22 protein-coding genes and 1 pseudogene are annotated in these 23801 nt (G+C 63.1%); 7 read left to right on the forward strand and 16 right to left on the reverse strand.

Features of this window, described 5'->3' with window-relative positions; genetic code table 11:
• The 5 genes and pseudogenes from Q0082_RS07515 to Q0082_RS07535 all read right to left on the reverse strand — a co-directional run.
• Nucleotides 1-371 (reverse strand): annotated as a pseudogene (locus Q0082_RS07515) (integrase); the annotation flags it as partial.
• Between the two features lie 243 nt (nucleotides 372-614).
• Nucleotides 615-2609, reverse strand: coding sequence for a DUF87 domain-containing protein (locus Q0082_RS07520; RefSeq protein ID WP_021691210.1), 1995 nt, complete (start codon nucleotides 2607-2609; stop codon nucleotides 615-617).
• Nucleotides 2602-3999 carry an SIR2 family protein gene (locus Q0082_RS07525; protein ID WP_021691209.1) on the reverse strand — a complete coding sequence of 466 codons (1398 nt, stop codon included), beginning with the start codon at nucleotides 3997-3999 and terminating at the stop codon, nucleotides 2602-2604. The genes Q0082_RS07520 and Q0082_RS07525 overlap by 8 nt, the downstream gene beginning before the upstream one ends.
• A 38-nt stretch (nucleotides 4000-4037) precedes the next feature.
• The gene (locus tag Q0082_RS07530) at nucleotides 4038-4592 is read right to left on the reverse strand and encodes a hypothetical protein (RefSeq protein WP_040716731.1); all 555 of its coding nucleotides are present in this window, start codon (nucleotides 4590-4592) and stop codon (nucleotides 4038-4040) included.
• Between the two features lie 239 nt (nucleotides 4593-4831).
• Nucleotides 4832-6139, reverse strand: a complete 1308-nt coding sequence (locus Q0082_RS07535) for an NAD(P)/FAD-dependent oxidoreductase (protein WP_040716730.1) — start codon at nucleotides 6137-6139, stop codon at nucleotides 4832-4834.
• Nucleotides 6140-6188: 49 nt separating this feature from the next.
• Here Q0082_RS07535 and Q0082_RS07540 point away from each other — a divergent pair, with 49 nt between their 5' ends.
• The 7 genes from Q0082_RS07540 (at nucleotide 6189) to Q0082_RS07570 (ending at nucleotide 14104) form a co-directional block, all read left to right on the forward strand.
• A complete protein-coding gene (locus Q0082_RS07540; RefSeq protein ID WP_021691207.1) occupies nucleotides 6189-6812 on the forward strand; it encodes a TetR/AcrR family transcriptional regulator in 624 nt (207 codons plus the stop codon).
• Nucleotides 6813-6901: 89 nt separating this feature from the next.
• Nucleotides 6902-7948 (forward strand): efflux RND transporter periplasmic adaptor subunit, encoded by a 1047-nt coding sequence (locus Q0082_RS07545; protein WP_231728098.1) that lies wholly within the window; start codon nucleotides 6902-6904, stop codon nucleotides 7946-7948.
• Nucleotides 7949-7962: 14 nt separating this feature from the next.
• Nucleotides 7963-11031: an efflux RND transporter permease subunit gene (locus Q0082_RS07550; protein ID WP_021691204.1), complete on the forward strand. Its 3069-nt coding sequence runs from the start codon at nucleotides 7963-7965 to the stop codon at nucleotides 11029-11031.
• Entirely contained in the window at nucleotides 11028-12428 is a 1401-nt protein-coding gene (locus Q0082_RS07555) for an efflux transporter outer membrane subunit (RefSeq protein ID WP_021691203.1), read from the forward strand. The genes Q0082_RS07550 and Q0082_RS07555 overlap by 4 nt, the downstream gene beginning before the upstream one ends.
• Before the next feature lie 70 nt (nucleotides 12429-12498).
• Nucleotides 12499-12840 (forward strand): multidrug efflux SMR transporter, encoded by a 342-nt coding sequence (locus Q0082_RS07560; RefSeq protein ID WP_021691202.1) that lies wholly within the window; start codon nucleotides 12499-12501, stop codon nucleotides 12838-12840.
• A gap of 1 nt (nucleotide 12841) precedes the next feature.
• Nucleotides 12842-13765, forward strand: a complete 924-nt coding sequence (locus Q0082_RS07565; protein ID WP_021691201.1) for a LysR family transcriptional regulator — start codon at nucleotides 12842-12844, stop codon at nucleotides 13763-13765.
• Between the two features lie 30 nt (nucleotides 13766-13795).
• Complete coding sequence (locus Q0082_RS07570; protein WP_021691200.1) at nucleotides 13796-14104, forward strand: hypothetical protein; 309 nt, start codon at nucleotides 13796-13798, stop codon at nucleotides 14102-14104.
• A 14-nt stretch (nucleotides 14105-14118) separates the two neighbouring features.
• Here the strand turns inward: Q0082_RS07570 and Q0082_RS07575 are convergent, their stop codons facing one another.
• From Q0082_RS07575 to trbB, 11 genes are read right to left on the reverse strand one after another with little or no spacing between them, the layout of a single operon-like run.
• Nucleotides 14119-14343 (reverse strand): DUF2274 domain-containing protein, encoded by a 225-nt coding sequence (locus tag Q0082_RS07575; RefSeq protein ID WP_021691199.1) that lies wholly within the window; start codon nucleotides 14341-14343, stop codon nucleotides 14119-14121.
• A complete protein-coding gene (locus tag Q0082_RS07580) occupies nucleotides 14340-15566 on the reverse strand; it encodes a TrbI/VirB10 family protein (RefSeq protein ID WP_021691198.1) in 1227 nt (408 codons plus the stop codon). Before Q0082_RS07580 ends, Q0082_RS07575 begins: the two co-directional genes overlap by 4 nt.
• The gene (gene trbG, locus Q0082_RS07585) at nucleotides 15563-16579 is read right to left on the reverse strand and encodes a P-type conjugative transfer protein TrbG (protein WP_021691197.1); all 1017 of its coding nucleotides are present in this window, start codon (nucleotides 16577-16579) and stop codon (nucleotides 15563-15565) included. The genes Q0082_RS07580 and trbG overlap by 4 nt, the downstream gene beginning before the upstream one ends.
• The gene (gene trbF / locus Q0082_RS07590) at nucleotides 16576-17259 is read right to left on the reverse strand and encodes a conjugal transfer protein TrbF (protein ID WP_021691196.1); all 684 of its coding nucleotides are present in this window, start codon (nucleotides 17257-17259) and stop codon (nucleotides 16576-16578) included. Before trbF ends, trbG begins: the two co-directional genes overlap by 4 nt.
• Before the next feature lie 3 nt (nucleotides 17260-17262).
• Nucleotides 17263-18573 carry a P-type conjugative transfer protein TrbL gene (gene trbL / locus Q0082_RS07595; protein ID WP_021691195.1) on the reverse strand — a complete coding sequence of 437 codons (1311 nt, stop codon included), beginning with the start codon at nucleotides 18571-18573 and terminating at the stop codon, nucleotides 17263-17265.
• 1 nt (nucleotide 18574) lies between these two features.
• Nucleotides 18575-18877 (reverse strand): putative entry exclusion protein TrbK-alt, encoded by a 303-nt coding sequence (gene trbK-alt, locus Q0082_RS07600; RefSeq protein ID WP_021691194.1) that lies wholly within the window; start codon nucleotides 18875-18877, stop codon nucleotides 18575-18577.
• A gap of 5 nt (nucleotides 18878-18882) precedes the next feature.
• Entirely contained in the window at nucleotides 18883-19641 is a 759-nt protein-coding gene (gene trbJ / locus Q0082_RS07605) for a P-type conjugative transfer protein TrbJ (protein ID WP_021691193.1), read from the reverse strand.
• Nucleotides 19638-22127, reverse strand: a complete 2490-nt coding sequence (trbE, locus tag Q0082_RS07610; RefSeq protein ID WP_040716717.1) for a conjugal transfer protein TrbE — start codon at nucleotides 22125-22127, stop codon at nucleotides 19638-19640. The genes trbJ and trbE overlap by 4 nt, the downstream gene beginning before the upstream one ends.
• Complete coding sequence (locus Q0082_RS07615) at nucleotides 22124-22396, reverse strand: VirB3 family type IV secretion system protein (protein ID WP_021691191.1); 273 nt, start codon at nucleotides 22394-22396, stop codon at nucleotides 22124-22126. The genes trbE and Q0082_RS07615 overlap by 4 nt, the downstream gene beginning before the upstream one ends.
• Entirely contained in the window at nucleotides 22396-22692 is a 297-nt protein-coding gene (locus Q0082_RS07620) for a TrbC/VirB2 family protein (RefSeq protein WP_231728120.1), read from the reverse strand. The genes Q0082_RS07615 and Q0082_RS07620 overlap by 1 nt, the downstream gene beginning before the upstream one ends.
• A gap of 32 nt (nucleotides 22693-22724) precedes the next feature.
• The gene (trbB, locus tag Q0082_RS07625; RefSeq protein WP_040716716.1) at nucleotides 22725-23711 is read right to left on the reverse strand and encodes a P-type conjugative transfer ATPase TrbB; all 987 of its coding nucleotides are present in this window, start codon (nucleotides 23709-23711) and stop codon (nucleotides 22725-22727) included.
• Nucleotides 23712-23801 lie beyond the last annotated feature (90 nt).

Genomic DNA, 23801 nt, shown 5'->3' on the forward strand with positions numbered 1-23801 from the left:
ATCTGCTCGGCGGGGATATGCCAGAGCGCTTCGGGTGCGGGCTCGTCGCTGTCCCAGGCTATCCCCTCCATGTCGGCCCAGCGCGCGCGGCGCACGGTGCCCGGCTGCTGCGCCGTGAGAGCGAGGAACCGGGAGGCGAGCAGCGTTACGGGGTAAGCGCCGGTCGCCTCGGTCTTGGTCAGGATCTCGCGGAGCTCGTCGAGGTCGAGCACCGCAGGCTGCATCTTCGCCTTCTTCTTGGGCAGGAGCGCGTGTTCGAGGAGCGCGGCAGGATTGTCGCGGGCGATGTGCTGCGAGATCGCCAGCAGGAACACCCCGCTGATGCGCTGACGGATCCTCTTTGCCGTTTCGATCGAGCCACGGCGTTCCACCTTGCGGAGGGGAATTTTGCACTCCCTTGCATGTCATTGCAACGGGAAGTGGCGGGCCACGCCCGATGAGGATGGGCACTATACCTACGCTATCGCACTATGATTGGGCCACCGTGTAGCGTCTTTCTCCGCCGATTGTCGCCGTAGAGGGCAGCGGCCTGTTCGCCTAGGTGGTCCCCATTTCTAGTGTTTTGAAATGAGCCGCTGCACAATGCCATGAGCAGGGCTGGCGAAACCTGCGCGTCAGGCACCCCACGCATCGATGACCTGCGACAGCGGGAACGGATTCTGTTCCTTGCGCCACTCATGATAGGGCGCGGCCGTCTGACTATAAGGGCCGGGTTGAGGCCGGTCGAATTGAACCCGCGTCGGAATATGAAAGGCGCTACCGAATACGATTGCCTCGCCTGACGACAGGATAGTCACCTGATCGAGCAGCCGTCTCGCCTGCATTGGAATGATGCGCCGGAAATGGTCGATATCGTCAGGATTTTGTAGGCGATGGCTGATAAAGTTGGCGCACTGGCTGATGATCGTCTGGCTGATCTCGCTCGGCCGCTGGCTGGCGATGATGAGTGAAAGGCCGAATTTGCGCCCCTCTTTGGCGATGCGCTCGTATGTCAACCGCGCTAGGCGATGACCGCGATCCTCGTCTGAGCGGGCCGGGCGGGCATAGTTGTGCGCCTCTTCGAGAACAAGCACCCACGGATGCTTATAGCGCGAGGCTGCGGGCAGGCGCTCACGCGCCTCCAGCAACACCCGCCCGATCACCGCGCAAGCATAGGGAAGAACCTCGTTGCTCAACATTGACAGGTCGAGCACCGAGACTTTCGGTCCCGTTGCAGCACCAAGCCCGAAGCGTGCGAACCATGAGGACAGCTTCTCGATCTTCGTATCGGTCTCCTCATAGTTGAGGAAGGCGCGCCATCGCTTGTCGTCGAGGCGGGTTTTCAGCCGCAGCTTCAACGTCGTCAGGTGGGCATCGACGCGAAACGTATCCTCCTTGGATACGGCCCGATTGATAAGCGATGGATCGGTCAGGGTTGCGCGGGCGATCGGCAACGGAGAGTCCGCAGTGCGTGCACCGGCCTCCGCCGTGCCGCTACCACCGACGATCTTGGCGCGAATCGCGTCTTTCAGCTTCTCCGCCTCCGCAGCTATGGCGGCCTGATTGTTCATGACCTCGGTGTTGAAATCGTTAGCTGACCTATGAGCGGTAAACAGGCCAGCGAACGGGTCTGTATCAATGTCTGTATCGGCGAGGTGGCCGACCACGGCATCGCAATAGGAGCCGGCTGCCTTCTTCTTGATCTTCGTCAGTTCGCTCAAGAGCTGGTCGAGCGCGCTCATGCCATTCTGAAACGCTCCCATGCTGGCGGCGGCGGTGGCACTGCCGCCCTTGGCAATCGCCCACCAGTCTTTCAGCACGGGCTCCTGCGTTTGCTCCGACGCGCTCAGCCACGCACAGATTTCTTCGGCGTTCAGAAACCAGAGCGGAAGGCTGAACTCCTTGCCATTGAGGTAGATGCGATCCGGCAAGCGTTGCGCCGCTTCAGCCGTCGGGAAGGCCTTGGCATACTCGCCATTGATGTCGAGGATGAAGACGTGCGGCTCCTCGGCCGCGCCATCGAGCGCAGCCATCGCCTTCTGGATCAGGCTCGACACCGAGAAGGATTTACCCGAGCCGGTATTGCCCACGATCGCGAGCGGCCGCGAGAACAGGTCGTTATAGGAGGCCCGCACGACGTTGCGGTCTTGGCCGGTCGGGAATCCGATCTTCAGATCGCAATCGAAATCCTTCGCGTCATAGTCCTCTGGCTTGTTGCGCCGCGGTGGTATCTCGAACACCGCGCGAAGGATGTCCGGCGATCCGATCTCCGCGGGAGTGTCGAGTGTTGGCAGCACCGAGATGCCTGGACTGAAGGTAGGCTCCTCGTCCTTGTGCTCGATCGTGCCCAGCAGCTGTACGCTGGCAACGCGGCGTGGTTTCATCAGTTCGAGGTTTAGATCGTCCCCGCTACCGGGATCGAAGGTCTCGCGAGCTTCCAGATCGGTGATGATGCCGATGACCGTTTCCCCCGCACCGAGCGAGAAGGTCAGATAGGCGTTGATTGCGATGGCCGCCTGCACGCCGTCTAGCGTGGCGCGTAACGCCGACCGAGTTTCGGGCAGCAATTCGACCTTCACTCGGAAGCCTTGAACCGACACGATGTGCCCGACGAGGCGCGGATTATCCATCCGCGCCCTCCGTGTCCGCTCCGGCTGATGTTGCGGACGAAGCGATCTGCTTTTCGAAGCGGCGCAAGCGAAGGAAGTCGTCGAGCCACTGCACGTCGGGCATCACCGTTCGCGCAAAGTCGTCGAAGGTCGCGAGCTTGAATGGTGTTGCTGAGAAGGCATCCGTCGTCGGACATAGGACGAAGGCGCGCTTACCGAGATCCTTGTATCGCCGGATGCGTGCGATCACCGGACTGTTCGGATTTGGTTCGACTACCAGCATCACAAGCGACGGATTCATGAGCGCATTCTCGATGATCCGGCTGACATGATCGTCGCCGAAGCCATAGCCCAGCACGAGGAGGAAGGTCTGGGGGATGCCGAGCCGCACCTGAAAGGACCGGAAGAGGTGAGCGTAGGGCATCGCAAGCGTCTGAGCGAATTTGTTCGCGGTCGGTAGAATCCCGACCGAAGGCGTCCCTCCGACCAGAGACAGAAGCGACGCGGCTTTCTGCTCGGCCGTCATGGCGGCGTAGGTCTGAAAAGGGGTCAGATCAGGATGACGCGCGCGCATCTCGGTGCCCTGCTCGAACCAGTGGATCGAGCCGTGGAGCTTGTAGAAATGCAGGAACTTGTCGAAGCGCCGTACACGGCCCTCCGCCACCTCGCCCGGATAGTAGATGTCCAAACCATAAACGGAAGGGTCGAACCGGCCGGCTGCGCGGCCGGTGAAACCGTCAAAATACTGGACGCCGAGCAGCTCCAATGCCTGCTCGAAAAGCGTGTCGTAATTGAGCGTGAAGAGATGGGTGCGTCCGAGGTTGCTATCGCGAGCCACGAGTTTGGATAGAAATGCAAGATGCGGCACGATGCCATCAGCGGACGCGGCCAGCCCCGTATCAGGGAGCGAAAGCGCGCACTCGGCGAAAATCGCCATGCGAAGGCGATCGACGAGCCAACGCAGATCGGCGACGCTGGGCGCCGGCGTACTGGGCCACGTCACGGCGGAAAATGGTCCGCCCGTAGACTCCGCGACGACCAGAGCATTGGCGACGAACGAAAGCCATGCCTCGAAACCGATCGGGTCATCATCGTCGAAGGCGGCGAGAAGGACAGCGTTCTTGCGGGCTTCGATGATAGCAGCGACCGAGGCGGGGATGTCGGGCAGCGCCTGGATCGTGGCGAATACAGCCGTTTCGAGATTGGCCATCGTCTTACCGCCGACGGAAACCGACGTGCCCGATCCCGTCAGAACGACGAGATTCTCCATTCGTAGCCATTCGGATATGAGCGCTTGAAGGCGGACACGCCCCTGCTTCTGATCGAGACCCGCCAGTAGGTTCCCGATGCCGCCGTCTTCAGCGAGGCCAATGAGCTGATATTCGATAGGTGCCGGCGGCACGGTCGTCATAATATTCCCCCAGTCAGTCCCCGCGATCGTGACTGGCCTTAGCCGAATACCTCCGAGCCTGCACCACGCATATCCATCACGAGCTTTTCGGCGAACCGGCTCGCTATTCGATGAGGAGCATGATTTGCTATTCCCGAGCTGATGCCGGGGCACGATTCTTGATAGCGATCTTCACACCATCGGCGCACATTGTCGCGGAGCGCCCGGTCGCTAAGTATGAACGCTGCGACGCTGACACCGATCACCATCCGTCGAATGGCGGTAAACGGATAGCGGCTTGAAAGCTCCAATCCGTAATCGCGCGCGCTCAGCATGGTGTGAGCTTGCCAACGTGTCTCTGGGCGGTGTCTGAAAAACTGCTCCACAGCTTCGATTTGGCGATCTGATGGAAGATCGGAGTTCAGACTACCAACGACCGGGAACGTCTGCTGGACCGTAAAGGTCTCGACGTCGCCCTCACGTCCAACGAAGCGGACAATCTTCTGCCGGCGGCGATTAGCGGGCCGGTTCTTTCGGCGATAACATTTGCCCGCTGCTGCAAGGTCGAGCGTGAATTCTTGCCTGGCCGTTAGATCGTGAGATTCTATCGTCATGTCGCCATGCCTCCGGCGAAATATGGAAAGCGGGTTGCTTACAACGCGGCCGTGGTGTCGCTGGGTACATCGTCGCGACCGACACGCGCTGGCATAGATCTCGGTGATTTACCGCAGGGCGCGTCTCCTGGCTGCAATCCAGTTCAAGTGACATCGGCGGATGCCGACAAACTCATTGCGCTACTCGGCACGGAGTATTTGAGACGGTCATGCATTTACCGAACTAAGCCGCCAGAAGATCAATCGAGGCGGATCGCCGAGCGCAGCCGCATGTTGAGACGATCCACCATCCAGACAAGACTTCCGCGCCAAAAACCGTACAACCGTGCCTGATGGCTGCGGTACAGCATTGCATGGCTCAACTGGGCCAGTCTTCCTCTTATCGTCGTTCCCTTGAATAATCCGTATTTTCCGAGTGAGCCAAAAGCATCATATTCGGCAAGCGATACGAGAGAACCGAAATCCCGATAGTTAAAATCAGGCGGCCGCTTTCCACGCGAGATGACGGCGGGAAGATGACGAATCAAATGCTGCGCCTGCTGGTGGGCGACCTGCGCCGTTGGCGGCAGGGGACGTTCCCCTTGGGACAAGGTAAGGCTTGAGCAATCTCCGAGTGAAAAAATGTTTGGGTCCTGTGTCGTCTGCAGTGACGGCAGCACGACAAGTTGGTTGCCTCGGGTGCTCTCGAGTCCATCGAGATTGGTCAGAAAAGCGGGCGCTTTCACGCCGGCAGCCCATACTTTGAGAGACGCGGTGACCGTTGGGCCATCGTCAAGCTCGAAGCCTTCCGTCGTTGCCGCACTGACCTTAGAGTTAGTCATCACCCTGATGCCGATACTCTCAAGCCTCTCCTCCGTTGCCTGCGAGATGTCGTCTGGAAAGGCCGGCAACAAGCGTGGCCCACTCTCGATCAGGGTGATCCTGATCCGGGATGATAGTGCTGGGGCGCCGTAGGCCTCCGCGATCTGCGTGAGTTGCATTAGTTCGGCCGCGAGTTCGACGCCGGTCGCGCCACCGCCTACTATTGCGATGGATAAGTCCTGTTCCTGCGCGACGGATTGCAGCATCCGAATACGGACTTCACGGTTGAATGCGTCAGCCTGCAAGCGGGAATCAATTTTGAAGCAATATTCCTGTACACCAGGTGTTCCGAAGTCATTGGCCTCGCTTCCAACCGATATGACGAGAGTGTCGTAGGCGATTTCCCTTGCAGGAACGAGCAACCGACCATCTGGAGCATGGAGCGGAGCGAGGCCTATCGTGCGATTGGCCCGATTGAGACTGCACATCTCGCCAGGCTGATATTCGAAGCCAGCATCTCGGGCTTGTGCGAGATAAGGCGTCTGCTGTTGAGATATATCACGTGTACCTGCCGCGATCGTGTGAAGCATCGGCTTCCAGATATGGGCGGAATCACGATCGACCAATATGACAGCCGGCATACTCTGATCGTTCTTCGACCGGCGTCCGAGCGAGGTGGCAATTTCGACCCCTGCTACTCCACCACCCACCACAACGATCCTTCTGCGCCGCCTGTCGACATTCATAAACGATCTCCAGATTGACATTAGGTTAGTGATAGCTCACATAAATCGAATGTCCAAATCGAATATCGCTGCACGCCGTGGCCGACCGGCCGATCCTCAGGCACGTGCTAAGCGTCGCTCACAGATTCTGGAGGCTGCGCATCGATGCTTTGCGCGGAAAGGGTTTCACCTTACGACCGCCGCGGAGATCAGTGCTGAAGCCGAGATAAGTGTTGCCGGCCTCTATCAGTATTTTCCGAGCAAAGACGATCTCATTCTAGCTCTGATCGAGTTAGATCTCGCCGAAAGCGTTGGCCTCATCGAAGTTCTGATGGCCAGTGAGAACTTTTTTGATGGTGCTGAAAGCATACTCCTCTTGGCTATGCAGGACGAACGGCAGCAAGCCATGTCGCGCCTTCGGCTAGAAATTATAGCTGAAGCGAGCCGCAAACCGGAAATTGCTGAGATTGCGATCTCCTGCGACCAGCGTTTTACCACGGCGATGGTTCGAGCCGTCACTTTGGCACAAGCAAAAGGCCAGATCGCAAGTTCAGTCGATCCGTATGAGCTAACGATCGCATTTAACTGTATAATGGATGGGCTGTTCGGGCGCATTTGTTTACCCGGTTACGCTCGCGCTCAGTTAGTGACTGCTTGCGTCGATATGATGCGCCGCGCCGCCGTACCAATCTGATTTCTAAGGACTAACACATGTCAAACACGGCCATAGATTGCGTGCCATATATTAGTAAGGCCTCAGTTATATCAGTTCGCCGCTGGCTGATGATAGGGTCAGTTGTGCTGGCATCAGGGCAACTCGCCGGGTGTGGATCATCCCAGCCAGAACCTGCGCCGCTCAGGACGGCTCTCACGGCGACGGTGCAGCAAGCTAGTTCAAGCGACACCCAGATCACTGGCATCGTCCGATCATTGGGGTCTTATGATATTGCCCCCGAGAATCCTGGGCGGCTTGTTCGGCTAAGAGCAAACATCGGCGATAGGGTCGCGCAGGGTCAAATTCTTGCAGAATTCGACGCGGAGCCATTCCGACTTCAGGCGTCCCAGTCCCGAGCGCAGATGCAGGCCGCGAATGTTGATCTGGATGCTGCCCGCCGTGAGGCAAAACGTCTTGAAGGGCTTGTTGAGGCTGGCGCGGCGGCGCGGCAGGATCTTGATGCCGCAAGGACAAACGTCAGCCGTGCGGAAGCACAGCAGCGGGCTACCTCCGACCAAGCTGCGCTGAATGCCCGTGCCTTGGCAAAAACCCAATTACGCGCGCCCGTGGCCGGGGTGATTACGGCTCGTCAAGGCGAGCTTGGCGCCATACTTCCGGCTGGGGCCCCCGTGTTCTCGCTGGAAGGTGCGGGTGAACGCGAGATCGTTGCTTCGGTCTCCAGCGCGACGGCCGAACAGCTACGCATCGGAACGATCGTGCGTTTCAATATCGGTGGTTCGGGCGGGCAAGCTCGATTGTCCGGCCTTTCTCCGCGATCTGCCGGTGTGGATGCACAGACAGCGCGGTTCACCATCGTTTCAGGCACCGCAGCACCCGGAGCGGCCGTCGAAGTTCGCTTGCCAGCCGGAGGAGCCACCAACGGCGATTTGATGCTGCCTTTGTCGGCCGTCATCGCTGACCGCTCCGGTGCCCGCCGGGTTGTCGTTGTCGGTCAGGACGGTCGAACGACGGCAGAACCGGTTCAGATCATCAGCGTCTCCTCTGCGGGCGCGCTGGTGCGGGGACGGTTATCTCCTGGCCAGCGCGTCATTGCCACTGGCGCTGAACTCATCAAGGCTGGCGAACGTGTTCGCCCGCTCACCTTCACGCCTTGAACGCGGTAGGCATCATGTCCCTCACTGAAATCGCCATGAAGCGGTCACGCTTCACTCTGACCGGCGCCGTCGCCTTGCTCATCGCAGGCTTGGTGATCCTGATCGGATTCCCCGCCACCGAGGAGCCGACCGTCCCGTTTCGGGCTGCCACAATTGAAGCCTATCTTCCGGGCGCAACACCTGAGCGTCTGGAGAGCCTAGTGGCCAAGCCGCTCGAAGAGCGTGTGCGAACCGTTGCCGAAGTCAAAAAAATGGAAACGACTCTGCGCCCTGGCGTGGTGATCATGACCATTGCGCTTCACAGCAATGTCAGTCCTCAGCGCGTAAACCAGGTCTGGCAGACCTTGCGCGCTCGAAGCCAGGAGGCCGCAGCGCTCTTCCCGGCAGGCACGATCGGCCCAGTCCTCAACGATTCCTGGGGCCGGGTATCAGTTATGACCCTTGCGCTTACTGGCGAAAGTTACAGCCAGGGTCAGCTACAGGAAGCTGCGCGCGCGGCACGATTGCGGTTGCAAGGCGTGACCGGCGTTGAGCAGGTCTCGCTTCACGGTGTGCGTGAAGAACAAATTTACATTGAAATATTGCCAGCGCGCCTCGCTGCGGCTGGCATCAGCCTGGAAGCCGTCGCCAAGGCGATCGGTGATCGGAACATGGTGGTGTCGGCCGGCGAGCTCGATGTGTCCGGACGCACTCTGATGCTTGATGCCTCCGGTCAGCTCAAGACAGCCTCTGCGGTCGGGGCTGTACCCGTCGCCCTTCCAGGCGGAGGTTCCGTCCCGCTTTCCACGATCGCCAAGATCGAACAACGCCCCCAGGACCCTCCGACGGCTGCTGCCGTTTTCGACGGCAAACCGGCGATCGTACTCGGCGTCTCGATGCGCACGGGCCTGAACGTCGTCGATTTCGCTGACGCGCTCCGCGCGGGAGTCGCCTCCGCACAAGCAGACCTCCCGATCGGGATGACCCTTTCCCCGATCACCGATCAGGCGGAGGTCGTGGGCCACAATCTGCAGAAGGTCGGCAAGATTTTCGCGGAGACGGTCGTCATCGTCATGGGTGTCGTCGTCGTGTTTCTCGGTTGGCGTGCTGGATTGGTCACCAGTGTGATTGTGCCGCTAACGGTCCTCGGCACTCTTCTGGTGATGAGCGTGCTTGGGATCGAACTGCACCAGATCTCAATCGCCGCCATCATCATCGCGCTTGGTATCTTCGTCGACAATGCCATCGTGGTAGTCGAGGATTATCAGCGACGTATTGGAGATGGCGAAGCCGCCGAATCCGCTGCTATCCATGCGGGCAAGACTATGGCCGCGCCGCTGCTGGTTTCGTCTCTGGCTATCATCCTGGCCTTTACCCCGCTGGTGGCCGGGTCGAGTGAAACTGCCGAATACATGCGCAGCCTCGCTATTGTTCTCGGCGTCACATTACTCCTGTCGTTGTTTCTCGCCCTGACGGTCGTGGCACTACTCTGCAAGATGTACATCAAAGCCCCTCACGAGGAGCATGAGAAGGACGACTGGATCGGGCGGCTCAGGCGCTGGTACGGGCGCAAAGTACTAATCATTGTCGGCCGTCCAGCAACTGTAGCTGTCGCAATGGTTGCGCTCCTCGCAGGGGCGACCGTCCTCAATGGCCTCCTGCCTCAAGGGCTGCTGGGTCCGTCTGACCGTGCCCAGGTACAGATTCCGATTGAGATCGCCCCCGGAGGCGCCACTCGGGAAAGCCTGAGGGTGGCTCAGGAAATCTCGGCAAGGATAAGCGATCGGAAGGCGCATCCGGAAGTCGTCAGCAACGTGGTTTATGTCGGCGACGGTGGACCGCGGTTCATTCTTGGCCTCAACCCGCCTCTGCCGGCTGGCAACCGCGCCTACGCCGTCGTCAATCTTGCCAAGGGCGCTGATAGCGATGCTGTCGTGCGCGAACTGCGCGACGATCTCACCACCCGTTTTCCGCAGGCGCGTATCGAGCCCAAGCGCTTTTCCCTGGGGATGTCGGAAGCCGGCAAGGCGGTGTTCATTCTTACAGGGCCCGATCGCGACACATTGAGCAAGGCTGCCGAGAAGCTCAAATCGGCACTGCGTACAGTGCCGGGGACGCTCGACGTCCGAGATGATGCTGAAACGGTGATCCCGCGCCTTGTCGTAGATATCGATCGCGCACGCGCGGAAGCCGCCAGCGTCACGCCGGCCGACACGGCGCGTGCCCTGCAAGCGGCTTACTCGGGGGTAACGGTCACCACATTGACCCGTGGCGAACTCACGACCCCGGTCGTATTGCGCGCCGATGCGACGCTGCGCCTTTCGCCCGACGCAATCTCGGCGACGCTGGTCAAGCCGGGCGTTACGCTTGGCGATATCGCGACAGTGCGCCTGGCCGATCAGGACAGCGTTTTAAATCGCCGCAATCAATACCCCACGATTATGGTTAGTGCGCGCCACCCCACTCTGACGGCCCAGGCACTGACCAGCAAGGTCGCCGACGCGGTCGCCAGCCTCGACCTGCCAGCCGGGCATTCGGTGATCCCGGGGGGTGAGATCGAAGAATCTGCCGAAGCCAATGGCGGCCTGATCCAGTATTTGCCGATAGCACTCTTCGGCATGGCCGGACTGTTCCTGTGGCAGTTTGGTAGCGTCAGGAAGACGATGATCGTCATGGCCTCGATCCCATTCGTCATCATTGGGGCGACCTTGGGTCTGTTCCTCGCCCGTCAGGAGATGAACTACACCGCCACGCTCGGTCTGCTGGCGCTGGCTGGAATCATCGTCAACAATGCGGTTCTACTGCTCGAACGAGTAGTCGAGGAGCGGGCCAACGGTGCCGGTCATGTCGATGCCATCGTCCGTGCAGCGGAGGTCCGTTTGCGCCCGATCATCATGACCAAGCTTACCTGCATTGTCGGTCTTCTGCCGCTGTTCGCCTTCGGCGGCGATCTTTGGCGACCGATGGCAGCCGCGATGATCGGAGGCCTGGCGCTCGGCACGCTTATCACTTTGGTCCTGATCCCGGCGCTCTATTCGCTGTTGTTCCACCGCCTGCCGGCTTTGCGAACCCGTTCTGCCCCGCCTCAGGAGGCTTTGTCATGAGATCGCAAGTTGTCTTACTCGCTTCGGCTGCGCTCGCGCTAAGCGGTTGTGTCAGTCTCTCTGAGCGAACACCAGTTCCCCCGGTGATGCCGACCTGGACGGTGATTGCAGAAGGACAGAGTGCCCAGCCGGTCGTTCTGGACTGGTGGCGGGCATTTAATGACCCGGTGCTCGATACATTGGTCAGCGATGCGTTGGCGCGCAATGCCGATCTCGCCGCCGCTGCCGCAAACCTCAAAGCGGCTCAGGCACTGGTTGGCGAAGCGAAGGCCAGCGCTCTGCCAGGTGGATCGGTTGAAGCTGGCGTCTCCAGCAGGCGCGTTGCGGGATTAGCCCAGCCCCCATTTCCGGGGGCGCCTGATCGCTATCCGGACCAGAATCTGGCAAATGTCGGAGTCACGCTCGGGTGGGAAGTCGATCTGTTTGGACGCATCTCCGCGAACCTCGCAGCAGCACGCGCTCAGGAAGGTGAAGCTCTATGGCTGCGCCGGCAGACAGAGGCTGCGGTAGCGGCGTCGGTTGTCCGCGCTTATGTGGAGAATCGCTACGCTGCCGAGCAAGAGCTGCTGGTGCAGAAGCGCATCGCCGCGCTGGAGGCAATTTCACTGAGTGTCGATAAAGCGGAAGCGCTCGGTGCCGCTTCACGCATAGATCGCGAGGCGGCAACTAGTGCGCTTGCCCTGGCGCGAGGTCAGTTACCTGACCTTGTCGCTTCACGCCGCAATAGCGCACGACGTCTGTCGATCCTTGGCGGGCGCGTGCCTGACCCCAATCTGGCGCCAGGCAGTCTACCCATCGCTCCCAGCGTGCTTGATGCCGGCGATCCGGCAGCCATGCTGCGCCGACGACCCGATGTCGGCGCAGCCGAGCAGCGGCTTGCTGGCACTGTGGCACAAGCGCGTATTGCGGTCACAGATCTCTATCCACGTATTTCGCTAGCCGGAAATATCGCGCTTTCAGCTCGGCCTGACCGGCTCGGCGATGATGGCGCCGTAGGATTTGCGGTTGGGCCGAGCCTGATCTGGGGTTTGTTTGATATGCCCCGGCTACTACGCCGGGTGAAATCTGCTGATGCTAGATCGGAAGCCGCGCTTGCACAGTGGCAGGCCGTGGTTCTGGCCGCACTCGAAGAGTCCGATAGCGCCTTGGAGGCTTGGAACTCAAGTCGGTGGGCCGCCAATGAGGCAGAAATTGCCGCGCGCTCTGCCGAGCAAAGCGCTGAATTGGCGACAGTTCGGGAAAATGCGGGTCAGATTTCTGCTCGTGCACGGTTGGGCGCGCAAGTCGAAGCACTGGATGCAAAGTCGACCGCCTTGGCCCGGCGAGTTCAGAAAACGCAAGGCTGGATAGCCGCGCAGCTCGCGTTGGGAGCAGGCTGGCGCGACATCCGCCCTTAAGTTCAATAATCAAAATCCCGTGGTGCAATGAACCATCATTCAACGACGTCATTTAATAAGGGAACTAAAAATGCATCCTTTCTTTCCCTATGCTGCGTTGACGGCTGCTATTATATGCGAAGTGACCGGCTCGACTTTCATGGCAAAATCTGAGCAGTTTACTCGGCCAATTCCGACACTTTTGATGGCATTATTCTTTGGGATGTCATTTTACTGTTTGACGCAAGCGCTCCGCGTTATCCCTCTTGGCATAACATATGCAATTTGGGCTGGATGCGGCATCGTTCTCACTGCCATCGTGGGGGTTGTTGTGCTCCGCCAGGCTTTGGATGTGGCCGCGATCATTGGCATCGGCCTGATCGTTTCAGGCGTGGTCGTTATGCAGGTCTTCTCAACCTCGTCCGGGCATTAATTTGCCGTTCAATATCCGGCAACTTCGCTACGCTATCGCGGCAGCAGATCACGGTTCCTTCTATCGTGCGGCACGTGCCCTAGATGTCGAGCAATCGACTCTGAGCCGGGCTATCCTGAAGCTGGAACACTCTATCGGCATGTCTATTTTTGAGCGCTCGCGTTCAGGTGTCACAACAACGCTGGCTGGAAGCACCTTCATCCGCAGCGCTAAGCCGATGGTAGACACAGCCGATAAGTTGGTAAAAATGATGCGTGCAGCAGGTCAGGGCCGTGCTGGTGGCCTGATGATCGGACACAACAGTTCCGTTTCTGCCGGCAATTTGCGTGCAACGATATTGAATTGGATCGAAACTCACCCGGATGTTGATGTGGAGTGCGTTGAATCCGACAGAAGTCTACTTCTGGCCGGACTGAATACTGGAGAAATTGACATCGCAATCTTGATGGGCGTTGCGGGGCAGAACGGATTTCGCTGCGAACCGGTGTGGAGCGAGCGAATGCTCGTTGCATTACCCGAGTCGCATCCACTCGCGAACCAAGATGTCGTGCACTGGACTGATCTTCGGGAAGAGCGCTTCCTATTACCAATCACCGACCCTGGCCCAGCTATTCGCGATATGCTGCTTGGCCGTCTGGCGTTGTCCGGCAGTAAGCCCGATATTCGAGTATTGCGGTCGAGCCGAGAGACTGTGTTGAGCATGCTAGGCGTTAGCTCTGGCGTGAGCATCGTTTGCGAAGGTTCGACCGGCGCACTGTACCCTGATGTTGTGTATCGGCCAATACACGGGGAACAAGGGCCGGCACTAACTGGCTTTTCCGCCTATTGGTGCGAAGACAATATCAATCCGACTATTCACCGTTTCCTCGGATTCATCAAGAGTCGCTACGCGCTAACCTTTGATTTCTCGACAAAAATACAGTAATTTACACAGAATTTTCTGGAGATATCTACTATGTCTCACAGCAAGACAATCATTATCGTGTTAGTCAACTTGGCCATCGGTTTTGCGGGAGGCTTTGCCTTACGACCGCTGATTGCGCCGATCCCTCAAGCGAGGATTACCGCCACCGGGGCAGCGGTGGCCAAGGCATCGGACGACGCACGCGGCACACAGTATTTCGTCGCTCATATCGACGAGGCTCGACAGTTGGTGGCCGGATGTCGTGACGGCTCGGTCCGTGGCGGCGAATGCGCCACGGCCGAAGAAGCGATCATCAAGGTGGATGCTCAGGATCGCCGCCGACGCTTCCTGGGTAACTGATGGCAGCGAGGCGGTCAGCTCTTCGAGGTATCCCGTCGCCGCGAGAATCCTCGGTCGCTCGCCATGAACTTCGCCAGCATTGGCGAGACGAGCTTCTCAGGAACGATAGCATCCCCGCCGGTCTCGGCCGCAAGCGCGGCGGCGTAGGCCGTGAGATCGCGGTGAACAGCGGCAGGCAACTCCACCGTGAGCTTGACGGGGCGATCGTCGGCCAGCGGCCCGAGCTTCAACTTCGTCATCGCGTTACTCCGATGGGTTCGAGCACCAAGTCGCGGGTCAGCACCACGCGCAGCGGATGCCCCGGCCGGATGGTGAGCGTGGGCGGCACATTGAGCTGCCGACGCACGATCTGCTGGCCGGTCTGGTTGATGGTGTCCTGCGAGCCGCGTCGCAGTGCGCGGGTCAGGTCGTCCTCGCTGTCTGCGCCCAGCTCAGCACCGACCCCCAAAAGCGTCGAAACGGCCGCCGCCTTCAGGAGATTGCCCCAATGCTGGTTGACGCGGTCCTGTAGGCCCGCAAACCCTGCGCCATCGGTGCCGGGCTGGCGCTCGAGAACGATCGAACGTCCGTCCGGCAGGATGAGCCGGTCCCAGGCCAGCAGCACGCGTGTCTGACCCGCGGCGACCTCACTGTCATACTCGCCAATCAGCCGCGCGCCCTGCGGGATGAGGAGGATGCGCCCCGTAGGGCTGTCATAGACGTTGGCCGTTACCTGCGCGGTGATCTGGCCGGGAAGGTCGGAGCGGATGCCGGTGATGAGGGCAGCCGGTATCAAGCTGCCGGCCTGCACGATGTTGGGTGATGACGGCGTGGTCAGCCTCTCGACACTGACCGTGCGCTGGTTCGGCGCCTGCGCCATGAAGGTGCGCCTTCCCGCTTGATCGCTTTGCGCCGACGCATCGCCCGTCGCCGCAGGCGCTGGAGTCGGCGCTGCGAGAACCGGCGTAACCGGGGTGTCCGGTGATGCGGCGCTTCCGCTGCCGCCGAGGAAGACCGAGCTGGTGCGGGCCGCGTCGCGCTCCTGAGCGGCACGCTGCCGAGCCGCCTCCGCCGCCTGAGCGCGCGGATCGGGCGGACCTGGCTGCGCGCCGACCGGCGGCACGGTGACATCCTCGCCGCGCTGCTGTGCCGATACGATCGGTCGGCCGAGGTCGCCGGGCAGCGGCGGGCCGAGCCGGGGCGCTTGGGCATAGTCGCGGGGCCCCGACGTGATAGTCTCGGCCGTGGCGCGGCTATCGGTGTTGTAGAGTTCCTGCGCGGCCCGATCGCTCGGCGGTCGTAGCGCATAGATCAGCGAACCACCTATGCCGAGGCCGGCGGCGACGCCGACGACGGCGAGCGCTTTACGGGAAAGCCGCATGACGCGGGGCGGATCGCCGCGAAGCTGGAACGCCGCCGGATCAGGGCGGGCCGACTGTGCGGCGGGCCGATCCTCGACGGACGGATCGTGGCTGTCGGTCACGGCCGCCCCCTCCGTCCATCGTCCCGCACGATGCGGACACGCTGCTCGGTGCGCCGGTCGCCCAGGCGCAGCTCGGCGGCAGCGAACAGGCGATCGACCACCATGTAGCGGCTTTGCACGCGGTAATTGACCAGCTCGGCGTCGCCGGCCACGCCGGTCACGAAAAGCGGTGGCATCTCGCCCTGCGAGATCCCGGCGGGAAACTCGATGAAGACCTGCCTTCCGTCGTCGAACGCGCGGGCCGGACGCCACGGCGCTCTATCGCCGTCGATGCGATAGCGGAAGTTGAGCGCCGCCACGTCCACGCCGGTCGCTACCGGTGCAGCCGCAGCAGCAGCCGCGTTGCGGCCTTGCAAGGCGATGAGCTGGTCGTGCGGATAGGTCCAGGACACTGACGCCATGTAGGTCACGGGGGTGGCGCGCAGCTCCAGATGGTAGGTGCGCCGATCCGTATTGATAATGAGGTTGGTGGCGAGGTCGGGTCGGGTGGGCTTTACCAAGATATGCACGCGGGCAGCTGCTCCGCTGCCGCTCACCGTATCGCCGATGATCCACCGCACCGTGTCGCCCGCCGCGACCGGCCCCGGCCCGACAAGCTGCTCGCCTTGCTGCAAGGCGATGTCTGTCACCTGACCGGGCGCGGTATAGACCTGATAGAGCGCGCCTTCGGTCCACGGGTATTGCTGGATGGCGTTGAGGAAGCCGTCGCGCACCGGCTGGACGCGCGCGGCATCGTTGGCGTCGCCGACACGGCGGCGCGGATCGGCGGGCTCCGGCGGTCGCGCGCGCTCCGTCACCGGCTTCAATTGACCGGGGAGCGGCAACGGCTCGGGGATCGTGACGATCTCGACCGCGCGGGGCGGCTCGGCCGCGGGCGTCGCGGCGATCGCCGGGGGCGGATCGTCCAACGCGATCACGGGCGGCCTGGCCGACGTGGTGGCGCAGCCGGCGAGCGCGGATGCGGAGACGAAGAGCGCGGCCGTGGCCACGCGGCGGATGAGTATGCCGGTCATTGCGACAGCTCCTTCGACCAATTGAGGGCGTTGACGAAGACGCCGAGCGGATTCTTGCGCAGGGCGTCGGGGGTGCGCGGCGGCTGCACGACGATGGTGAGGATCGCCGACCAGCGTTCGGTGGCGGCAAGGCTGCCGTCCTGATAATGGCGCTCGATCCAGGCGACGCGGAAGCTGTCGGGTGAGGCGCGGATGACGCTCGACACTTCCACCGCGACCTGCCCCCGACCGACATTGGCGAACGGGTCGTTGGCCCTCGCGTAATCGTTGAGCGCGAGCGCGCCGCGATCGGTGGTGAAATCGTATGCTCGAAGCCAGTTCTGACGGACGATGACCGGATCGGCCGGTATCGCGCGGACCTGCTCGATGAAGCGGGCGAGATGGAACGCGACCTGCGGGTCGGTGGGACGGTAGCCGGCCTCGGCCGGCGCGACCGCTTGGGCCTCGCCGAGCCGATCGACCTGCACGACCCAGGGGACGATATGGCCGCGCGTCGATTGCCAGACCAGACCGCCGGCCAGAACGCCTGAGAGGGACAGCGTCCCGAAGAAGGCGAGCCGCCAGTTCTTCGCCTGCACGCGCGCCGAGCCCATGCGGTCGTCCCATGCCTGCGCCGCGCGCTGATAAGGGGTGGTCGGCGCGGGCGTCTGGCCGTAGCGGATGCTCGGTCGCTTGAACATGGGTCAATCCTTCTGGCTGGTGTCGACGGACGCGCCGCTGCCGCCGCCATCGCCGGAGCGCAGCGTGTGGGCAGCGATGGTCGCGCCGTGGGTCATGGTCTGGCGGTTCTTCATCGCGGACGCCCAGGCGGGCGCGCCGGCCGGTGCGTCCGGCGACGGCGTGGAGCTGCCGCCCGAAATGGTCCCGCCGGTCGCGGTGACGGCGGCACGTCCGCCGGAACGGTAGCTATCCTTGAGCGAGGCTGCCGCCTTGCGCAGCGGCGACATGGCTGCGCCGACGGCGGCTTGTCCGACGCCGCCTGCGCCGCCAGCGACTGCGGCCGCGCCGGACTTGCCAGCCGAACCAAGCGCATAGGCGCTGTTTGCGGCCCCGGACGTGAAGGCGGCGCCTCGCGCGGCGCCACCGGCCGCGCCCACCGCAGCGCCGACGCCGAGCCGGGCCGCAGCGGCGCCACCGGCCAGCGCACCGCCGGCCGCGAGCACGGTCCCCGCTGCGGCCCCTGCGCCAAGCGCCGGGCCGCCGGAGACAATGCCATTGGCGATCGACGGGCCGAAGATGCCAAGGCCGAGAAGGCACAGCGAGGCGAGCGCGACGGCCAGCGCGTCCTCGATGCTGGGCTGCGCGCCGCCGAAGCCGGCGCGGAACTCGTCGAACAGGGTCGAACCGATGCCGACGATGACGGCGAGCACCAGCACCTTAATGCCTGACGAGATCACCAGCCCCAGCACGCGCTCGGCCATGAACGCGGTCTTGCCAAACAGGCCGAACGGGATGAGCACGAATCCGGCGAGCGTCGCCAGCTTGAACTCGATCAGCGTCACGAAAAGCTGGATCGCCAGAATGAAGAAGGCGAGGATGACCAGCAGCCAGGCGATCAGCAGCACCGCGATCTGGATGAAGTTCTCGAAGAACGCGACCCAGCCCATAAGGTCGGAGATGGATTCGAGAATAGGCTGGCCCGCTTCCAAGCCAACCTGCGCGACGCGGCCCGGCTGGAGCAGTTCGGCCGCCGTAAAGCCGGTGCCCGACGCTTTGAGGCCGAGCCCGGCGAAACTCTCGAAGACGATGCGTGCCAGGCTGTTCCAGTTGCCGATGATGTAGGCGAAGACGCCGACGAACAGCGTCTTCTTGACAAGGCGCGCAATGATGTCGTCGCCCTCTCCCCACGTCCAGAACAGGGCGGCCAGGGTCACGTCGATGACGATCAGGGTGGTGGCGATGAACGCCACTTCGCCGCCGAGCAGGCCGAACCCACTGTCGATGTAGCGGGTGAAGACATCCAGAAAGCGATCGACGACGCCGGTGCCGCCCATGTCAGTTCTCCTGTGGGGTCGCGCCATCGGCGATGCGGGCAGCGGGAAGCGCACCGGGCGCGAGGAACCGGCGACGGTTCTCGGCCCAGGCACGCAGGCAATCCGGGTCACTCGCCCCGGCCGCGCCGATCGACTGGCAGCGGCGCAGCTCGATCAGCAGCGGGTCCGTCGCCGATGTCTCGGCGACGGCCGCCGGCCCCGCGCGCGGTGGCTCTGGCGCACGGCTCATCTCGATCGCCGTCATGGTGATGGCGATGGCGACGAAGATGACCGCGCCGATGCGCGCGAGGAGCTTGCTGTCCACGGGCGTTAGTCGTGGAACATGCGGGCGTTGCCCGGCTGATAGCCGGTGGACCGCGTCAGGAAGCGGCGCAGACGTTCGCGGCTCTCGGCTTCAACGGCCGCGTTGCGCGCCGAATCCAGCGCCTGCGCCCGGCCCTGCGCGGCGAGCAGCGCCGTCAGGTCCGCGAGCTGCTGCGATTGCAGCGCGAGAAGCTGGTTGCCCGCCTGCGCGGCTTGGAGCGCGCCGGTCGCCGACTGACTAGACGTGACCACGCCGTCCATCGTCGTCCGCGCGCCGTCGATATTGCCGACGACGCCAGCCTGCACACGCAGCGCATCCTCGAACGCGCCGACGCTATCCTCCCAGCGCGCATTGGCGTTAGCGACCATCTGCGCGTGGGTGCCGGTGAGCGCCGCGCCCTTGTAGCGGCCGTTGAAGACCTGTTGGACGTTCTGCACGTCGTAGGCGATGCGCTGGGCTTCGCCGAGAAGCTGCTGGGTGCGCTGCACCTGCTGCTGCAACTGCTGGAGCGAGTTGAACGGCAGCGACGCCAGATTGCGCGCCTCGTTGATGAGGCTGGTCGCCTGCTGCTGGATTTGCTGGATCTGGTTGTTGATCTGCTGGAGCGACCGCGCGGCCGTCAGCACGTTCTGCGCGTAATTGGTCGGGTCATAGACGATCCCGCCGAACTGAGCGTGCGCCGGCGTGGCGGCGGTGATGCCGATCATGCTCGACGTGGCGATGGCGCCGGCCAGCATGGCGCGGCGCAGGATATTGGGCTTCATGGGGTCATGTCCTTCAAGGCAAGGGGAAGCTGGCCGGCATCTTCCCGGCGACCGGCCAGCGGATCAGGTTGGGGGTCGGGAAGGAGATCGACCGCCCAGGCCAAGCCGCGATGGCGCAACCACTCGGCGGCGAAGTGCTCGCGACCGTGTGTCTCGACGAGTTCGGTGATGCGGAGCTGATCGGTCTTGGAAGAAGCGGCGGCGAAGGCCAGCGCGACCTCGCCAAGCCCCAGCTCAAACAGCCGGTTGCCGCGCCGCGACTGGCAGTAATAGTCGCGCTTGGGCGTCGCCCGGCTGAGGATTTCGATCTGTCGGGCGTTGAGCCCGAACCGCTCGTAGATGGCAGCGATCTGCGGCTCGGCCGCGCGCTCGTTCGGCAGGAAGATGCGCGTCGGGCAGCTTTCGATGATGGCCGGCGCGATGTTCGAGGTTTCAATATCGGCGAGGCTCTGCGTGGCGAACACAACGCTGGCGTTCTTCTTGCGCAGCGTTTTCAGCCATTCGCGGAGTTGCGCGGCGAACTGCGGGCTGTCGAGAACTAGCCAACCCTCGTCGATGATGATGAGCGTCGGCGAGCCGTTCAGCCGGCCTTCGATCCGGTGGAACAGATAGGACAGGACAGCGGCGGCCGATCCGGCGCCAACCAAGCCCTCGGTCTCGAACACCTGGACAGACGCCTCGCCGAGACGCTCGACCTCTGCGTCGAGCAGCCGACCCCACGGCCCGCCGAGGCAATAGGAAGCGAGCGCCTGCTTGAGCTGCTGGCTCTGGAGCAGCACGGCCAGCCCGGTCAGCGTGCGTTCCGGCGCGGGCGCACTGGCAAGCGACCCGAGCGCCGACCACAAATGCTCTTTCGCCTGCGGATCGACCGCGACGCCTTCGGAGACGAGGATCGCCGCGAGCCATTCCGCCGCCCACGCACGCTCGGACGGATCGTCGATCCGGGCGAGAGGCTGGAGCTGCACGCCGTCACCCGCCTCGTCGGCGAGCATCCCGCCCAAGTCCTGCCAATCGCCGCCCATGCCGATCGCGGCGGCGCGGATGCTGCCGCCGAAGTCGAAGGCGAAGACCTGGCCGTTCTCGTAGCGGCGGAACTGCATCGCCATCAGCGCGAGCAGCACCGACTTGCCGGCGCCGGTCGGGCCGACGATCAGCGTGTGGCCGACGTCGCCGACGTGAAGGGAAAACCGGAACGGAGTCGAGCCTTCGGTCTTGCCATAGAGCAAGGGGGGCGCACCGAAATGCTCGTCCCGTTCCGGCCCCGCCCATACTGCTGACAGGGGGATCAGGTGGGCGAGATTGATGGTGGAGATCGGGGGCTGGCGGACATTGGCGTAGATGTGGCCGGGCAGGCTTCCCAGCCACGCCTCGATCGCGTTCATGCCCTCGGGAATGACGGTGAAGTCGCGGCCCTGGATGACCTTCTCGACCAGCCGCAGCTTCTCGGCGGCGATGGCGGGATCGCGGTCCCACACCGTCACCGTGGCGGTGACGTAGGCCATGCCGGCATAATCGGCACCCAGTTCCTGCAGGGCGGTGTCGGCGTCGGCGGCCTTGTTCGAGGCGTCGCTGTCCATCAGGACCGACGCCTCGTTGGTCATCACCTCCTTCAAGATCGCCACGACGCTCTTGCGCTTGGCGAACCACTGGCGGCGGATGCGGCTCAGCAGCTTGGTCGCGTCGGTCTTGTCGAGCATGATCGCCCGCGTCGCCCAGCGATACTCGAAGGCGAGCCGGTTCAGCTCGTCGAGCAAGCCGGGGAACGTCACGCTCGGAAAGCCGACGATGGTGAGCGTGCGGAGGTGATGGTCGCCCAGGCGCGGTTCCAGCCCGCCGGTCAGCGGCTCGTCCGCCAAGAGGGCGTCGAGGTGCATCGGCGTTTCCGGCACGCGCACGCGCTGGCGGCGGGTCGAGACCGTGCTGTGCAGGTAGGTCAGCGTCTCGGCGTCATTGAGCCAGCGGACCTCGGGCACGAATCCCTCGACCAGATTGAGGACGCGGTCGCTGCGATCGGTAAAGCCCTTGAGCAGTTCCCACGGATCGACGCCGGTCGTGGCCCGGCCCTCGTAAAGCCAGCCTTCGGCGCGCGCCGCTTCCTCTGCGGGCGGCATCCACAGCAGCGTCAGGAAATAGCGGCTCTCGAAGTGTGCGCCTTCCTCGCGGAATTGTTCGCGGCGCTCGAACTCGACCAGCGACGACACAGGATCGGGAAAGTGGCCTTCCGGATAGTCGAGCGCAGGCGTGCGCTGCGCCTCAACGAAGATCGCCCAGCCTGAGCCAAGCCGACGCAGCGAATTGTTCAATCGCGCAGTCGTGGCGACCAGCTCGGCCGGCGTCGCGCTGTCGAGATCGGGGCCGCGAAACCTCGCAGTGCGCTGGAACGAGCCGTCCTTGTTCAACACGACCCCTTCGCCGACCAGCGCGGCCCAGGGCAGGAAGTCTGGCAGGTTTGCAGCTTTGCTACGATATTCGCGCAAGCTCATCATGGCCGCATCCAAACAGGCAAGCGGAGGTGGCGGCGGGCCACGTCCACGAATTGCGGGTCGCGGCGGGCGGCCCAGACGGACAGCCCGTGGCCGATGGCCCAGATGACCAGGCCTGCGATCCACAGCCGCAGGCCGAGGCCGATCGCGCCCGCCAGCGTTCCGTTGACGATGGCGAGCGCCCGCGGGGCACCGCCGAGCAGTATCGGCTCGGTCAGCGCCCGGTGAACGGGAGCATGGAAACCCGCGATCGGTTCGGCCACGTCGAGCATCAGACCAGCGCCCCGCCGCCGAAGCTGAAGAAGCTCAGGAAGAAGGAGCTGGCTGCGAACGCGATCGACAGGCCGAACACGATCTGGATCAGCCGGCGGAACCCGCCGCTGGTGTCGCCGAACGCCAAAGTCAGGCCGGTCACGATGATGATGATGACCGCCACGATCTTCGCCACCGGCCCCTCGATGCTTTCGAGGATCGACTGGAGCGGCGCTTCCCAGGGCATCGACGATCCACCGGCACGGGCCGGAACGGCGAAGGTCAGCGCGACCACGCCGGCGGTGGTGGTAAGCATGGCGCGGCGTGCGCCATGCCGAATGGCATGGATCATGGCAGGTCTCCCGATTGGGTGGTGGAAAGGGATGCGAGGCGGTAATCGCCGGTCGTGGGATCGAGCCCTTCAACGCGGGCCAGCTCGGTCAGCCGACGCCCGTGCGCGTCGCGCACCAGCACGGCGATCAGGTCGATCGTCTCGGCGATCAGCGCGCGCGGGACCGTGACGACGGCCTCCTGGATGAGCTGCTCCATGCGGCGCAGCGCGCCTAGCCCGGTGCCGGCGTGGATCGTGCCGACCCCGCCGGGATGGCCGGTGCCCCACGCCTTGATGAGGTCGAGCGCCTCGGCACCGCGCACCTCGCCGATCGGGATGCGGTCGGGACGCAGGCGCAGTGATGAGCGGACCAGCTCGGCGAGAGACACCACGCCATCCTTGGTGCGCATGGCGACGAGGTTGGGCGCGGCGCATTGCAGTTCGCGCGTGTCTTCGATCAGGACGATGCGATCGGCGGTCTTTGCCACCTCGGCGAGCAGCGCGTTGACCAGCGTTGTCTTGCCCGCGCCGGTCCCACCAGCGACGAGAATATTGGCGCGGGTCTCGACGCCGTGGCGCAACGCCTCGGCCTCAACTGCCGACATGATCCCGGCGCGTGCGTAATCGTCGAGCGTGAATACGGCGACGGCGGGCTTGCGTATAGCGAAGGCCGGCGCCGCGACGACGGGTGGCAGCAATCCCTCGAACCGTTCGCCCCCCTCGGGCAGTTCGGCCGAGACGCGGGGGCTGCGAGCATGACCCTCGACACCGACATGGTGCGCGACCAGCCGGACGATGCGTTCGCCGTCTGCGGCGGACAGCATCTCGCCGGTATCGCTAATCCCCTCGCCGAGCCGATCGAGCCAAAGTCGGCCGTCCGGGTTCAGCATCACCTCGATGACGGCGGGGTCGTCGAGCCAGGCTGTGATCGACGGTCCCAGCGCCGTGCGCAGCATCCGCGCGCCGCGTGATTTCGCCTCGGATCGGATTGGCTGGACGGTCAACGACTGGCCCCTCGATTGGGCCGGGCGAACCGCCGCCCGGCGTCAGGGGCACATCAAGAGACGCAGCAATGCTCGCGTCGCAACAGCTAG

Origin of the sequence: Novosphingobium sp. (assembly GCF_027489515.1) — a bacterium.
Taxonomy (GTDB): Bacteria; Pseudomonadota; Alphaproteobacteria; order Sphingomonadales; family Sphingomonadaceae; genus Novosphingobium.